The 14,810-nt window shown below is 71.4% G+C and carries 14 protein-coding genes; 5 read left to right on the top strand and 9 right to left on the bottom strand.

Going from position 1 to position 14,810, the window contains the following annotated elements; genetic code table 11:
• The first annotated feature begins 114 nt into the window (after positions 1 to 114).
• Positions 115 to 585 (top strand): DUF6314 family protein, encoded by a 471-nt coding sequence (locus ACFY10_RS43250; protein ID WP_390670832.1) that lies wholly within the window; start codon positions 115 to 117, stop codon positions 583 to 585.
• Here the strand turns inward: ACFY10_RS43250 and ACFY10_RS43245 are convergent.
• The 3 genes from ACFY10_RS43245 to ACFY10_RS43235 all read right to left on the bottom strand — a co-directional run bounded on the left by ACFY10_RS43245 (position 567) and on the right by ACFY10_RS43235 (position 3,318).
• On the bottom strand, positions 567 to 1,160 hold the full coding sequence (locus tag ACFY10_RS43245; RefSeq protein ID WP_390670831.1) for a histidine phosphatase family protein: 594 nt from the start codon (positions 1,158 to 1,160) through the stop codon (positions 567 to 569). The two genes, ACFY10_RS43250 and ACFY10_RS43245, sit on opposite strands and share 19 nt — an antisense overlap.
• 103 nt (positions 1,161 to 1,263) lie before the next feature.
• A complete protein-coding gene (locus tag ACFY10_RS43240) occupies positions 1,264 to 1,701 on the bottom strand; it encodes a GNAT family N-acetyltransferase (protein ID WP_390670830.1) in 438 nt (145 codons plus the stop codon).
• A gap of 168 nt (positions 1,702 to 1,869) precedes the next feature.
• A complete protein-coding gene (locus tag ACFY10_RS43235) occupies positions 1,870 to 3,318 on the bottom strand; it encodes a PLP-dependent aminotransferase family protein (protein ID WP_390670829.1) in 1,449 nt (482 codons plus the stop codon).
• Between ACFY10_RS43235 and ACFY10_RS43230 the strand changes: the two genes are divergently transcribed.
• Entirely contained in the window at positions 3,317 to 4,399 is a 1,083-nt protein-coding gene (locus tag ACFY10_RS43230) for a DMT family transporter (protein WP_390670828.1), read from the top strand. The genes ACFY10_RS43235 and ACFY10_RS43230 overlap by 2 nt on opposite strands.
• Before the next feature lie 93 nt (positions 4,400 to 4,492).
• Positions 4,493 to 4,687: a DUF1918 domain-containing protein gene (locus ACFY10_RS43225; RefSeq protein ID WP_390670827.1), complete on the top strand. Its 195-nt coding sequence runs from the start codon at positions 4,493 to 4,495 to the stop codon at positions 4,685 to 4,687.
• A 10-nt stretch (positions 4,688 to 4,697) separates the two neighbouring features.
• Here ACFY10_RS43225 and ACFY10_RS43220 read toward each other — a convergent pair whose 3' ends face one another.
• A complete protein-coding gene (locus ACFY10_RS43220) occupies positions 4,698 to 5,954 on the bottom strand; it encodes a glycoside hydrolase family 10 protein (protein ID WP_390670826.1) in 1,257 nt (418 codons plus the stop codon).
• 186 nt (positions 5,955 to 6,140) lie between these two features.
• Here ACFY10_RS43220 and ACFY10_RS43215 point away from each other — a divergent pair, with 186 nt between their 5' ends.
• Entirely contained in the window at positions 6,141 to 7,016 is an 876-nt protein-coding gene (locus tag ACFY10_RS43215; RefSeq protein WP_390670825.1) for a 3-hydroxybutyryl-CoA dehydrogenase, read from the top strand.
• A 222-nt stretch (positions 7,017 to 7,238) separates the two neighbouring features.
• Positions 7,239 to 7,496: a hypothetical protein gene (locus ACFY10_RS43210; RefSeq protein WP_390670824.1), complete on the top strand. Its 258-nt coding sequence runs from the start codon at positions 7,239 to 7,241 to the stop codon at positions 7,494 to 7,496.
• Between the two features lie 41 nt (positions 7,497 to 7,537).
• Here the strand turns inward: ACFY10_RS43210 and ACFY10_RS43205 are convergent, their stop codons facing one another.
• The 5 genes from ACFY10_RS43205 to pheS form a co-directional block, all read right to left on the bottom strand.
• Positions 7,538 to 8,068, bottom strand: coding sequence for an NUDIX hydrolase (locus ACFY10_RS43205; RefSeq protein ID WP_390670823.1), 531 nt, complete (start codon positions 8,066 to 8,068; stop codon positions 7,538 to 7,540).
• A 74-nt stretch (positions 8,069 to 8,142) separates the two neighbouring features.
• Positions 8,143 to 9,483 carry a transcriptional regulator gene (locus tag ACFY10_RS43200; protein WP_390670821.1) on the bottom strand — a complete coding sequence of 447 codons (1,341 nt, stop codon included), beginning with the start codon at positions 9,481 to 9,483 and terminating at the stop codon, positions 8,143 to 8,145.
• A 332-nt stretch (positions 9,484 to 9,815) separates the two neighbouring features.
• Positions 9,816 to 10,889, bottom strand: a complete 1,074-nt coding sequence (locus tag ACFY10_RS43195) for a PP2C family protein-serine/threonine phosphatase (RefSeq protein ID WP_390670820.1) — start codon at positions 10,887 to 10,889, stop codon at positions 9,816 to 9,818.
• A 257-nt stretch (positions 10,890 to 11,146) separates the two neighbouring features.
• Complete coding sequence (pheT, locus tag ACFY10_RS43190) at positions 11,147 to 13,660, bottom strand: phenylalanine--tRNA ligase subunit beta (protein WP_390670819.1); 2,514 nt, start codon at positions 13,658 to 13,660, stop codon at positions 11,147 to 11,149.
• Positions 13,660 to 14,781, bottom strand: a complete 1,122-nt coding sequence (pheS, locus tag ACFY10_RS43185) for a phenylalanine--tRNA ligase subunit alpha (protein ID WP_390670818.1) — start codon at positions 14,779 to 14,781, stop codon at positions 13,660 to 13,662. The genes pheT and pheS overlap by 1 nt, the downstream gene beginning before the upstream one ends.
• Positions 14,782 to 14,810: the final 29 nt, after the last annotated feature.

Here is a 14,810-nt window from a genome sequence, read left to right as displayed (position 1 = left end):
CGACGGCTCGCATTGTTCGAAATATCAGACAGCGGTCAGCACTTCGAACGGCAAGATAGGGAAGGGGTGTGGGCACGTCAATGGGGCAGGCGTGGGCGACGTAGGGTCGAGGGCATGGATGCACGGCCGGAGAGGGCGACGACGGGCGAGTTGTGGCCCGTGCCCGACGCGCTGGCCCATCTGGCCGGGCGCTGGCGCGTGGAGCGCACGGTGCGCGATCTGGTGAGCGGCGACCAGGGGCACTTCGAGGGCACCACGGCCTTCAGTCCACTGCCGGAAGGCGGCCTGCTGCACCAGGAGTCCGGCACGTTCACATGGCTGGGCGTCGCCCGCCCCGCCGAGCGGACGCTGCGCTTCCTGCCGGGGAGTTCACCGGGAACGGCGGACGTCCGCTTCGCCGACGGACGCCCCTTTCACACCCTCGACCTGACCACCGGGCACCATGTCGCCGACCACCCCTGCGCGGCGGACCTCTACCGCGGCGAGTTCACCGTCCGGGACGCGGACCACTGGCGGACTGTCTGGCGTGTCGGCGGCCCCGCCAAGGACCTGGTCCTGACCACCGACTACGCCCGCGAGGGCTGAGCGGGAGCCCCGTCGAAACGCAGGTTCCAGCGCCCCGCGCGGCCCGTGACGGTGGTCGTCGACAGGGGGCGCACGTCGATGTTCCAGTACGTCGACGGCGGCGCCTTCAGCGCGTACACCAGCGCCGCGCGGATGACGGACGGCTCGGCGACGGCGACGATGCGGCCGCCGTCCTCGAACGGCCGGGTGTCGAGCCAGCCCCCGACCCGGGAGATGAAGGTGAGCAGCGACTCACCGCCGTGCGGGGTGGCCCTCGGATCGGCGAGCCAGGCGTCCACCGCCTCCGGCTCGCGTGCCATCGCCTCGCCGAGCGTCAGCCCGCGCCAGCGGCCCATGTCGCAGTCTCGCAGGGCGAGTTGAACCAGCGGTGCATAGCCGAGGGCGTCGCCCGTGGCGCGGCTGCGCGGCGTGGGCGAGCAGTAGCGCAGCTCCGCCGCCGCAAGCGGCACCAGATCGCGGGCGACGCGCTGCACCTCGTCCCAGCCGGCCTGATCCAGCGGACGGTCGTCCTCGAAGCGTTCGGCGAGCAGCGGGGAGCTGCGCGCGGCGGCGACGAATGTGACCCGAAGTTGCATGCGGCGATGGTGTGTCGCGAAAGTGCGCAGGTCAAGGGGTGTTGGTGAGGAGTCACCGACGGTGGCCAAAACCTTACTTCAGGGTCAGGACCTGCCGGACAAGTCACTCGAAAACGAGGGCCATCCAGATGTCCGGCGGGTCCAGCGGCGCGAAGCCGAGCTTCGCGTAGACACCGTGCGCATCGGCGGTGGCGAGCAGGATGCGCCGCAGTCCGTACGGCTCCAGGTGGTCGCGTACGGCGCCCACCATGGCCGTACCGATGTTCTTGCCGCGCACGGACCGGTCGACGTAGACGTCGCACAACCAGGCGAAGGTCGCCCGATCGGTGATGACCCGCGCATACGCTACCTGCTCCCCCGAAACCGTCTCATATACCCCGAAGTTGAGCGACCCGGCGATCGCCCGCTCCTGCTTCTCGCGCGGCCGGCCCTTTGCCCAGTAGGCGTCGGTGGACAGCCAGCGGTGGACGCGTTCGACGTCGATGCGGGCCGGGTCGGTCGAGATCTCGTAGCCCTCGGGGAGGCTCGGGGTGTCGTTCATGGCGGGAGACTCGCAAGCGGGGACGAAGACGTCGAGCGGTTTTTAACGGGACCGGGCGCTGTCGGTGCCCCTGCCAATGGTGCGGCAACGGCCTTTGGGGGCGCGGGGCTGTATCGATGTGCGGCTCCGCCGCGTGGGCGCGACCAGCCACGACGGAGCCGCAGACGATCAACGGCGCACCCCGCGGAGCGCCTCGTCGCAGGCCGCACGCAGCCGCCGCACCCCCTCCGCGATCTCCCCCGTCCCCGCGACCGCAGCAAAGCTCAACCGGGCGTGCGGGGCCGGGGACTCCGCGCTGAAGTACGGGCGGCCGGGGGTGATGGCAACGCCCGCGCGCAGAGCCGCTGCCGTCAGGGCGGCTTCGTCCGCGCCGTCGGGCAGGCGCAGCCACAGGTGGTAGCCGCCCGACGGGATGTGCGGGAGGGAGAGTTCGGGGAGTTCCAGCCGCAGTGCCGCGGTCATGGTGTCGCGGCGCGTCTTCAACTCCGCCGAGATCGCGCGCAGATGGCGCGGCCAGGCGGGCGAGCCGACGAGTTCGAGGGCAGCTTCCTGGAGCGGGCGGGGGACGAAGAAGGTGTCGACGACCTGGATGGCGCGCAGCCGTTCCAGGACCGGGCCGTGGGCGGCCAGGGCACTCACCCGGAAGCTCGGCGAGGTTGCCTTGGTGAGCGAGCAGACGTGGACGACGACTCCGTCGGGGTCGTCGGCGGCGAGGGGGCTCGGCAGCGGTCCGGCGTCCTCGTGCACGAGCCGTCGTACGAAGTCGTCCTCGACGACGAACGCGCCGGCCTCGCGGGCGATCCGTAGCACCTCCCCGCGCCGTTCCGGGGCGAGCACGGCGCCGGTCGGGTTCTGGAACAGCGGCTGGCAGACGAACACCCGCGCGCCGGTCGCCCGGAACGCATCGGCGAGGAGAGACGGTTTGACGCCGTCCGCGTCCACCGGGACCGGCACCGGCCGCAGGCCCGCCGCCCGCGCGATCGCCAGCATGCCCGGATACGTGGGCGATTCGACGAGCACCGGCGCTCCGGGCGGGGCGAGCGCGCGCAGGGCGGTGGTCAGCGCGGACTGGCCGCCCGCCGCGATCAGCACCCCGGCGGCGGTGACCCCGCCGCCGATGCTGCGCGCGAACCACTCGCGCAGCTCCGCCAGCCCCTCCATCGGCGGCCGCCCCCAGGCGCCGGGGCGACGGCCCGCCCGGGACAGGGCCGCCGCCATCGCCCGCTCGGGCTGCAACGACGGGTGCAGATAGCCGCCGTTGAACTCGACGACTCCGGGCGGCGGGGCGGCGAGGGAGACCGTGACCCCGGAGGCGTCCACGGAGCGCGGTACGAGGTCGGCGGCGCCGTCCGCACTGAGGGCGACCTCCTGCCAGGAGGTGTCACCTGCGGGAGCGGTCGCGCCGCGCGGCTCGGCACGGAAGGCACCGGCTCCCGGCCGGGTCACCACCAGGCCCTCGGCGGCCAGCTGCCCCAGGGCACGCGAGACGGTCACCGGACTGACCCGGAACCGCTCGACGAGGGACCGGCTCGAGGGGAGCTTTCCACCCGGGGAGTAGCGGTTGAGTTCCCGCCGCAGCTGATTCGCCAGTTCACCGACACTGCTACTCTCGTACATGAGAGAACAGAGTAGCGCTACTGCTTCCAGCCGGATAGCGGTCGACACCGAGGCCGGGTCGGCAGACACCGGCGTCCACCGACCGGAGGTCCCGGGAGCCGCGGCTCCGGCGAGCGCGCCGGATGCCGCCCGACAGCCGACCGCGGCCGACGGCAGCGGGCATCCGGGCGCCCGCACCACCCCGGACGGCGCCGCGCGTCCACCCGCCCCGATGACCCCCGCGGGCCGCCGCACCGGCACCCTCCTGGCCGCCCTCGGCGTAGTCGCCTTCTCCCTCACCTTCCCCGCCACCGCCTGGGGACTGGAGGGCTTCGGGCCCTGGTCCCTGGTGGCCGTGCGCAGCGTTCTCGCGGCCCTGATCGCGGGGACCTGTCTGCTGGCACTGCGCGTGCCGCTGCCCGGCCGCCGCCACTGGGCCGGTCTCGCGGTCGTCGCCGCCGGAGTGGTCCTCGGCTTCCCCCTGCTCACCACACTCGCCCTGCAGACGTCGACCACCGCGCACGCCGCCGTCGTGGTGGGCCTGCTCCCGCTCACGACCGCCCTGTTCTCCGCCCTGCGCATGGGCACCCGCCCGTCCCGCACCTTCTGGACGGCGGCCCTCGCGGGCGCGGCCGCGGTCGTCGCCTTCACGGTGCAGCAGAGCGGCGGTGCGCTGACCACCGCGGACCTGTATCTGTTCGGCGCGCTGCTGGTGTGCGCGGCCGGCTACACCGAGGGCGGCCGGCTGGCCCGGGTCATGCCGGGCTGGCAGGTCATCGGCTGGGCGCTGGTGCTGTGCCTGCCGCTGAGCGGGCCGGCCGCCGCACTGGCGCTGTCGTACGAGCCCGTGCGGCTGACCGCGCACAGTGTGGCGGGGCTGCTGTGGGTCGCGGCGGGCTCGCAGTTCCTCGGCCTGGTCGTCTGGTACCGCGGGATGGCGGCGATCGGCATCCCCAAGGCCAGCCAGTTGCAGTTGGCCCAACCCCTGCTCACACTGGTGTGGTCGGTGCTGCTGCTGGGCGAGCACCTGACGGTGGCCGCCCCGCTGACGGCCGCGGCGGTGCTGGTCTGCATCGCCGTCACGCAGCGGACGCGGAGCTGAGCGGCGCGTACGCGCCGGTTCCAACCGTGGCCCTGCGCCGTAGACTCAAGGCCACGGACCGCTGCTCCCGCACCTGGTGAGGAGGCCCTACAGATGCGTGCAACCGTGGGCGACCAGCTTGTCCAGCACGGCAGGGTGGTCGGCCAACACGACAAGGTCGGCGAGATCGTCGAAATACTGGGCCAGGAGGGCACCCCCCCGTACCGCGTCCGCTTCGAGGACGGGCACACGGGCATCTGCTCCCCCGGCCCCGACACCGAGATCCGGCACAAGGAACCGCAACGCTAGCGCGCTCCGGTCAGCGCGGGGGTTTCGCCGGCCGCTGGTAGTGGTCGGCGACCACCCGCGCCATCGCGCCGATCCGGTCGGTCGCCACGTCCTTGGCGGCGAAGAAGATGTGCCCGCGCACCTGCGGGTGGTCCTTGGCCAGGGTGAGATGGCGGGAGAGTTCGGCGACGTCCTGCCAGGCCGCGGACTGCGCCGGGTCGCCGGCCTTGTACAGCGCCTCCCCCACGTACACCTGCGTCCCGGTGCCGCGCGCGACCTCCGACCACCACGGCAGCAGCTTGGCGTAGTCGGCGGCGGCGAAGCCGATGTTCCAGTAGACCTGCGGGGCGATGTAGTCGATCCAGTTCTCCCGCACCCATTTGCGGGTGTCCGCGTGCAGATCGTCGTACGTCTGCACGCCCGCCCGGGTGTCCGAGCCGCGCGAGTCGGTGGCGGCGTTGCGCCACACCGCGAACGGGCTGATCCCGAAGCGCGTGCCCGGCCGGGTCTGCTTGATCCGCGCGGCCATTTCGGACACCAGCTTGTCGATGTTGTTGCGGCGCCAGGCATCCCGGTCCGGGAAGGCCTTGCCGTGGCGGGCGTAGGCCGCGTCGTCGTCGAAGGTCTGGCCGGTCACGGGGTACGGGTAGAAGTAGTCGTCGAAGTGGACGGCGTCCACGGGGTACTTCCGCACCGCGTCGAGCATCGCGTTCTGCACGAAGGCACGGACCTTCGGCAGCCCCGGGTTGTAGTAGAGCTTCCCGCCGTAGGTCACCACCCAGTCCGGGTGCCTGCGCGCGGGGTGGGAGGCGACCAGTTTCGTCACGTCGGTGTGGTTGGCGATGCGGTACGGGTTGAACCAGGCGTGCAGTTCCAGACCGCGGGCGTGGGCCTCCTTCACCGCCGTGCCCAGCGGGTCCCAGCCCGGGTCCTGGCCCTGGGTGCCGGTGAGGACCTGCGACCAGGGCTCGTACGGCGAGGGCCACAAGGCGTCGGCCGTCGGGCGCACCTGGAACATCACGGCGTTGAGGCGGCTGTGCACGGCACGGTCCAGGATCGCGATCAGCTCGGCCCGCTGCTCGGCGACGGTCAGCCCCGGCTTGGAGGGCCAGTCCCGGTTGGCCACGCTCGCCACCCAGACGCCCCGCATCTCACGCAGGGACCGGCGCTCGGAATCGCCGCCCGCCATCGCCGCACTCGCCGCCACTGCACCGCCCCCCGCCACGAGAGCCGACAGGGCCGTCGCTGCGAACGCCCGCCGCGACAGCCGAGACCTACGGTGCAGCATTCCCCTACCTCCATGCGCTGATGTGCGTGGCCGGGGGAGATTCTCGACCCGGGCCACCTCCCGCGTCAGACTGCCACGCGGTACCCGAACGATCGATCAACGATCGCCGGAGGTAACGTGCAGGTTTGGAGCAGGCACCGAACCACGGGGGACCTGCCGCACTCGTAGATCAGCGAAGGGGACGATGTGACCGGCATCCCATCAGGAGACATCGCGCGCGTCGGAGTGGTCGGCTGCGGCCAGATGGGAGCCGGCATCGCCGAGGTGTGCGCCCGTTCCGGTCTGGACGTGAAGGTTGCCGAGACCACCGGCGAGGCCCTGGAGATCGGCCGGACCCGGCTGTTCAACTCCCTTTCCAAGGCGGCCGAGCGCGGCAAGATCACCGCGGAGGAGCTGGCGGCGACACAGGAGCGGCTCACCTTCACGACCGACCTGGGCGAGTTCGCCGACCGCGACCTGGTGATCGAGGCCGTCGTCGAGAACGAGCAGGTCAAGACCGAGATCTTCCAGGTGCTCGACCAGGTCGTGACCCGGCCTGACGCGATCCTCGCCTCCAACACCTCCTCCATTCCGCTGGTGAGGCTGGCGGTCGCCACCTCGCGGCCCGACCAGGTCGTCGGCATCCACTTCTTCAACCCGGCCCCGGTGCAGCAGCTCGTCGAGCTGATCCCGGCGCTCACCACCTCCGAGGGCACGCTCGGCCGGGCCCAGCTGTTCGCGGAGAAGGTCCTCGGCAAGCACGCCATCCGCGCCCAGGACCGCTCCGGCTTCGTGGTCAACGCGCTGCTGATCCCCTACCTGCTCTCCGCGATCCGGATGTTCGAGTCGGGCATCGCCAGCCGCGAGGACATCGACAACGGCATGGAGATGGGCTGCGCCCACCCGATGGGCCCGCTGAAGCTGTCCGACCTGATCGGCCTGGACACGGTCGCGTCCGTCGCCTTTTCGATGTACGAGGAGTACAAGGAGCCGCTGTACGCCGCTCCCCCGCTGCTGCAGCGCATGGTCGACGCGGGACGGCTCGGCCGGAAGTCCGGGTCGGGCTTCTACACCTACGGCTGACCTCGACGGCCTTTTGCACAGTGCCCGTTCCAGGGTGCTGATTACACAGTGCGACCGACACGGGCCCGGCACTCTTCGGAGCGCCGGGCCCGTGTCATTCACACACCGTGTGCGCGCCGGGCACGCATATGCCCCTCGCACACGCTCCCCACGTGTCCACCAGGCGAGTTGACTCTTCATGCGCATGCAACGGATGTGACGACTACGGAAAGGAGCGGACCCGTGACCGCCGACCCGGAGCATCCCGTGGTCCAAGGAGAACTCGCAGAGTTACGCCGCCGCCTCGACGTCGCCTACGCGCGCGTCGAGGGAGGGCTGGCCCTGCTCAACCATCGCACCGAGGAGACGGACAAGGACCTCGACGACCTGAGCGCACGGATCATCGCCCTGGAGCACGCCCGCTGGCCACTGCCCGCGATAGCGACACTGACCGCGGTGGGCGCGCTCGTGGCGACGATATGGCAGGCCCTGGGCCACTGACTCAGGACCAGGACGCGGTGGGGGGATCAGGGCCAGGCGTCCTACCCGAGCCTGAGGTGGTGCAGGAGCAGTAACGCGGCCGCCATGTTGGCGGCCGGGACCTCGCCGCGGGCGACCATGTCGGGGACGAGCTTGAGGGGGACCCATTCCCGGCGGTCCGACTCGAAGTCGTCCACGGGGTGTCCGACGTACTCGCCCTCGTCGGCCCAGTAGATGTGGTGCCGGGCGTCGGTGAGGCCGTTGGACGGCTCGACGCTCATGAGGTGCTGCAGCGGTCCCGGTCGCCAGCCGGTCTCTTCCTCGAGTTCCCTGGCGGCCGCGACGGCGATGTCCTCGCCGTCCTCGACCACGCCCGCAGCGAGTTCCCACCCCCAGCTGTCGGTGATGAAACGGTGGCGCCACAGGAGGAGGACTTCATTGGCCTCGTTCACCACCGTGGCCACGGCGACGGGCCGCAGCCGTATCAGAAAGTGGTCCAGGTGCCGCCCGTCCGGCAGTTCCACATCTGCCAGGTTGACGGTGAACCAGCGGTTTTCATACACAGTTCGTTCGTTCTGTTTCGTCCACTGCACGGTTCTGCCACCTTCCGTCGAGTAAGTGGCAATATCGCAGCAGGGACTGTGGGTGTCGGTGCTCAGGAACCTGCCTACAGCGGTACGCGCAGTGCCCCGTCGATGAGTTCGGCGGCTTCGGCGGTGCCCGCACAGCCGCTGCGCACCAGGTACTCGCGTACCGCCCGGAGTCTGTCGCGCAGCCGCTGGGACTCCATTCCGCGGGCCTGTTCGGCCATCTGCACCGCGGTGGCCACGGCCTTGTCGGCGTTGCCCTGGCGCAGTTCGATCGTGCTGAGCATGGCGAGCCGGTGCACCCGGCCGCGGTCGTGCGCGGGATTGTCGACGGCCGCCGCGGCGTGCTCCCCCGCGGCCACGAGTTCGCCGAGGCTGAGCAGTGCCTCCGCCACCTGGACGTTGACCAGCCCCGGCTGGACATAGCCGGTTTCGTCGGGTTCGTATCCGCGCCGGATGCGTTCGGCGGCCTGCTCGGCACGCCGGATGCAGGACAGCGCGGTCGTGCCGTCGCCGAGGTGTGCGTACGCCTTGGCCTGCATCGCGTAGAGATCGCAGGCGAGCGCCGGGGTGATGTGCTTCCCGGCGGCGCGCAGCGCGGCCTCCGCGAAGGCGACCGCCTGCCGGTACTCCCGCATGAACAGGGCCTGGTTGACCAGCAGCGCGATCACATAGGCGCCAAGGCCCCGGTCCCCGCTGGCCTTTGCCAGCCGCAGCGCCTGGTGGAAGTAGCGCTGGGCCAGTCCGTGGGCGTCGGAGTCGTACGCGCAGATGCCCGCAATGGCCACTAACCCGCCCGTGGCCCGGTGCAGTTGGCGGCCGGTGGCGTCGGTGTAGCTGCCGCGCAGCAGCGGCGCGGCCTCCGCATTGAGGAAGCCGACGATCCGGGTGCGGGTCGCTATGCCACCCGCCTTCCGGTACATCTGCTCGTAGTGGGTGCGGGCGGCGCGCAGCATCTCGATGTCCGAGGCGGTGACCCGGTGCCGGCCGCCGCGCGAGACGTCCACGTCCTCGGGCGGGTTCTCCCACTCCCACACGGGCATGACGGCGGGCGTGCCGGTGACCGCGGGCGCACCCAGGATGTGCGGGCGCTGCTGCTCGTCGGAGCGCCACAGCGCGGTGGCGCGCTCCACGAAGCCGGACAGCGAGGTGCCGTGCGGTGTGGACGGCTCACCGGGCACACCGAGGCCGATGTCGTCGAGCGTGACCGGACGGTGCAGCCGTCCCGCGAGCACCTCGCAGATCAGGTCGGGCACCTGGCCTCGGGGCCGCTGCCCCTTCAACCACCGTGCCACGGCGGTGTGTTCGTACCGGAGCGCGAGGCCGCGCGCCCGCCCCGCCTGATTGACGTGTGCCGCCAGCCCCGCATGCGAGATCCCGGCCTCGTCCAGGATCGCGTCGAGCAGAGTGTTGGGCTGCATGGGTGCCCCCCGGATCGCTCGGTGCCGTCAGCGTAGTGCGAACGCCTTCACACGGGGTGTGAACGGAGTGCCCGAATCCGCAGCGTACGCGCACTGTCGCGGAGAGTTTCCAGCCGGTTGACTGAAATGCCTCGCAAGAGGCCGGCCGGGCCGCCGGCTCCCCCTCGTACAGTGCGGCGGCCCGCTTCCGCGCCGTCCGCCCAGCTGCCTGCCCGACACTCCGTGGCGGGGCGGACGGCGTGCCGCGCAGACACATCACGAGGGGACCCGCCCAGACCACGCGGGAGCGCCGGGCGCACCGCGGGGGAGCGTGGCGATTCGCGGCCTCGACGTCACGTGAGGCGGTGCGCCCGGTGTCCGACCGGCTCGCCAGGAGGTCGTACGACACGGCAGCGGTCGTTGCGCAGGACGAGCAGCGCGACGTCATCGGCAGGTCTTCCCCCGGAGTGGCGCAGCAGCCCGGCGAAGACGGCGCGCAGTACCGACTGCGGGGAGACCGGCCCGGCACCGACGGCCTCGGCGAGCGCGGCCGGCAGCGGAAAGAACCGGCCACGTCCGTCACGGGCGTCCTCGACACCGTCCGTGTGCAGGAACAGCGCATCGCCGGGCAGGAGCCTGCCGCAGTGGTGGGCGGGCAGCTCGGCGGGCAACGGGAACGGCCCGAGGGGAGGCAGCGGTTCGGCCCGGGTCAGCAGTTCGGCCCGGGCCGGCCCCAGCAGATACGGCCAGGGGTGCCCGCAGTTGAGGATGCTCACCTCGCCGTCCGGCCGGATCTCCAGCAGCAGTACGGTGACGAACTCCTCGGCGACCGGGTTGTCCGGCTCGGGTCCGGCCGAGGGGTGCTCGGCGCGGGCCCGCTCCCGCAGATGCCGAGCCAGTGCCCGCTCCAGCCGCCGCAGGACACTGCCGAGTTCGGCCTCGTCGTGCACGGCCTCGCGGAAGCTGCCGAGCACGGCGGCGACCGTGCTGATGGCGGCGAGCCCGTGCCCGCGCACATCGCCCATCACGACCCGCACTCCGTGCTCGGTGGCGATGACCTCGTACAGATCTCCGCCGATGGCCGCACCGCGGTCCGCGGACAGCTGGGCCGCGGCGATGTTCAGCCCGTCGATCCGTGGCGGCAGCGGCCGCAGCAGCACACTCTGCGCGGCGCCCGCGACCTGCCGGGCTTCCCTGAGCTCACGCAGCAGCGCGTGCCGGACGTGGAATATCAGCCCGGTCCCCACGGCGAAGAAGACGGCACTGGTACCGATGCGCGCCCCCAGCCCGTTCTGCTGGGCGAGCGGACAGGCCAGTTTGTAGGTGATCGCCACGGCGCCCCACACAGTGGGCAGCCCCAGCGCGAGCACCCGCCGCAACGGGTGCCGCCCCGCCCTGCGGGGAACCCCAGCCTTGATGCGAATCATGCCGATTGGCCCCCCATTAGGCCCTGACAGCACAGACGGACCGACCCCGAAAGGCCGGTCCGATTCTGTCGACCGCATGGCCGGATAGGGCCAGATCACCGGAGGTTGCCACCCAAATGAGTGACAACTTCCAGGCCACCCGCATTTATGCAGCTAGGGGGGACTGATGCGCCCCAAAGGGGCGCGGGGAACTGCGCGACAAGCCACAGAAGACCCGCAGCCGCCAACCGACAACAGCTCCCCGCCCCTTGGGCGAACTAGCCCCGAAGAACTGCTCCCGCACGCTCGCCCGCGAGGGCAACCGCCGCATCCCGAGCCGCAGACGCCTCGTCAACGGTCAGGGTGCGGTCGGGGGCCCGGAACCGCAGCGCATAAGCCAGCGACTTCTTGCCCTCACCCAACTGCTCGGCGTTCTCATAGACGTCGAACAGCCGGATGCCCTCCAACAGTTCACCCGCCCCGTCCCGCAGCGCAGCTTCGACGTCGGCATGCGGCACGAACTTGTCGACGACCAGCGCGACATCCTGCGTGGCCACGGGGAACGTGGAGATGCCCGGCGCCTGCGGGGTGTCGTTGCCGACCTCCTCCAGCACATCCAGGTCGATCTCCATCGCGCTGGTGCGCTCGGGCAGCCCCAGGGCCTTCACCACGCGCGGGTGCAGCTCACCCGCGTGGCCGATCACCGTCTCCGTGCCGTCGACGACGACCACGAACTCGGCGCAGCGGCCGGGGTGCCAAGGACCGTACTGGCCCTTGCGGACCATCAGTTCGGCACCGGCTTCCCGCGCGGCGGCGCGCCCCGCCTCGACCGCGTCGGCCCAGTCCGCCGGACGGCCCTTGCCCCACCAGCCGGCCTGCTCGCGGGCGCCCGCGAGGACGACGGCGACGTGGCGCGGCTGCTCGGGCAGCGCGGCGTTCAGCTCAGCGATCTCCTCGTCGGTGGGACGCCGGTCGACGGGCAGGGCGACGGCGGCCTTCTGCTCCTCACGCGGGAGGAAGACCAGGCCGGTCTCGAACAGCGCCAGGTCGTGCGAGCCCCGGCCGTTGTTGCGCCGCAGCGCGGCGAGCAGCCCCGGCAGCAGCGACGTGCGCAGCGCGGGCTCCTCGTCGTTGAGCGGGTTGGTCAGGCGCACCACACGGCGGGCCGGGTCGTCGGCCTCAAGCAGCAGCTGGTCGAAGACCTGCTCGCCGATGAACGGGTAGTTCGGCGCCTCGACGTACCCGGCACCGGCCAGCGCCCGCCCCACCCGGCGGTGCAGCCGCTGCCGGTGGGTCAGCCCGCGGCCGGAGGGCAGCTTGGGCAGCGTGGAGGGCAGGTTCTCGTAGCCCTCGAGGCGGATGACCTCTTCGGCCAGGTCGTTCACATCGTCGAGATCGGGCCGCCAGGACGGGACGGTGACGATCAGCTCGTCCTGCCCGTACACGTCGCAGCCGACCTCCTGGAGGCGCCGTACGACGATCTCGCGGCCGTAGTCGACACCCGCCACCTTGTCCGGGTGGTTGGCCGGAACGGTGATGGTGTGCGGCGCGGACGGCGCGATGACCTCGGTGACGCCGGCCTCGGCGGTGCCGCCCGCGAGCAGCACCAGCAGGTCGACGGTGCGCTGGGCGGCGGCGGACGCGGCCTGCGGGTCGACGCCGCGCTCGAAGCGACGGGACGCCTCGGAGGACAGCTTGTGCCGGCGGGCCGTGCGCGCGATGGAGACCTGGTCGAAGTGCGCGGCCTCGATGACCACGTCCGTCGACGCGTTCTCCACGTCGTCATGGTCGGCGATCTCCGTGTTCGCGCCGCCCATGACGCCCGCGAGGCCGATCGGGCCGCGGTCGTCCGTGATCACCAGGTCCTCGGCGTGCAGCTTCCGCTCGACGCCGTCGAGGGTGACGATCTTCTCGCCCTCGGCCGCGCGGCGGACGCCGATCGTGCCCTGGACCAGGTTGCGGTCGTAGGCGTGCAGCGGCTGGCCGAGCTCCATCATCACGTAGTTGGTGACGTCGACCGCGAGCGAGATCGGGCGCATGCCGACCTTCTGCAGGCGGCGCTGCAGCCAGATCGGGGAGCGCGCCTCGGGGCTCAGACCGGTGACCGTGCGCGCGGTGAAGCGGTCGCAGCCGAGCGGGTCGGAGACCTGGACCGGGTAGCCGTACGCGTTCGGGCCGGGGACGTCGAGGAGTGCCGGGTCGCGCAGCGGCAGGCCGTAGGCGATGGCGGTCTCGCGGGCGACACCGCGGATGGACAGGCAGTCGCCGCGGTTGGCGGTGACGGCGATGTCGAGGACCTCGTCGACCAGTTCGAGCAGCTCGATGGCGTCCTTGCCGATCTCGGCCTCCGGCGGCAGCACGATGATGCCCTTGGTGCCGTCGTCGCCCATGCCCAGCTCGTCGCTGGAGCAGATCATGCCGTGGGACGTCTTGCCGTACGTCTTGCGCGCGGAGATCGAGAAGCCGCCCGGCAGCGTGGCGCCCGGCAGGACCACGACGACCTTGTCGCCGACGGCGAAGTTGCGGGCGCCGCAGACGATCTCCTGCGGCTCACCCGTGCCGTTGGCCTGGCCGACGTCGACGGTGCAGAAGCGGATCGGCTTCTTGAACTCCGTCAGCTCCTCGATCGTCAGCACCTGGCCGACGACGAGCGGGCCCTTGAGGTCGGCACCGAGGTGCTCGACGGTCTCGACCTCGAGGCCCGCCGAGATGAGCTTGGCCTGGACGTCACGCCCGGTCTGAGTGGCCGGCAGGTCGACGTACTCCCGCAGCCAGGAAAGCGGGACCCGCATCAGATCTCCATCCCGAACGGCCGGGTGAACCGGATGTCACCCTCGACCATGTCTCGCATGTCTTCGACGTTGTGGCGGAACATCAGCATCCGTTCGATGCCGAACCCGAAGGCGAATCCGCTGTACTTCTCCGGGTCGACGCCGCAGGCGGTGAGCACGCGCGGGTTGACCATGCCGCAGCCGCCGAGCTCGATCCAGCCCTCGGAGGAGCAGGTGCGGCAGGGGCGGTCGGGGTTGCCGACGGACTCGCCGCGGCAGACGTAGCAGACCATGTCCATCTCGGCGGACGGCTCGGTGAACGGGAAGAAGTTCGGCCTGAGCCGCGTCTTCATGTCCTCGCCGAACAGCGACTGGACCATGTGGTCGAGGGTGCCCTTGAGGTCGGCCATGGTCAGGCCCTCGTCGACGGCGAGCAGCTCGACCTGGCGGAAGACGGGCGTGTGCGTCGCGTCCAGCTCGTCGGTGCGGTACACGACGCCGGGACAGATCACGTACACCGGCAGTTCGCGGCTGAGCAGCGAGCGGATCTGCACGGGCGAGGTGTGGGTGCGCAGCACGACGCCGGACTCGGTGCCGCCGTCCGGGCCTTCGATGAAGAAGGTGTCGGCCTCGCCGCGGGCCGGGTGGTCCGGGCCGATGTTCAGGGCGTCGAAGTTGAACCACTCGGCCTCGACCTGCGGGCCCTCGGCGACCTCGTAGCCCATGGCCACGAAGACGTCCTCGATGCGCTCCGACAGGGTCGTCAGCGGGTGGCGGGCGCCGGCCGGTACGCGGTCGTACGGCAGCGTGACGTCCACCGACTCCTCGACCAGCACGCGCGCGTCCCGCTCGGCCTCGAGCTCGGCCTGGCGACCGGCGAGGGCCTTGTTCACGGCGCCACGGGCCTGGCCGACGAGCTTTCCGGCGGCTGCCTTGGCGTGCGGGGGCAGGGCGCCGATCTCGCGGTTGGCGAGGGCCAGCGGGGAGGTGCCCCCGGTGTGGGCGACCTTGGCCTCCTGGAGCGCGTCGAGGGAGCTCGCTGCGGCAAAGGCGGCGAGCGCCTCGTCCCGCATGCGCTCGATCTCTTCCGGTTTCAACGCCTCGACCTCTACAGGGTCGTACGACTTATTCGGTGCCGACATCTCTTCCCGTGCTTCCGATTGGCTGGCTG

It is taken from the genome of Streptomyces sp. NPDC001401, assembly GCF_042895385.1.
In the GTDB taxonomy this organism is placed as follows: domain Bacteria; phylum Actinomycetota; class Actinomycetes; order Streptomycetales; family Streptomycetaceae; genus Streptomyces.
The sequence above is the reverse complement of the archived record's forward strand: the minus strand, read 5'-3'. Positions and strand labels throughout refer to the sequence as shown.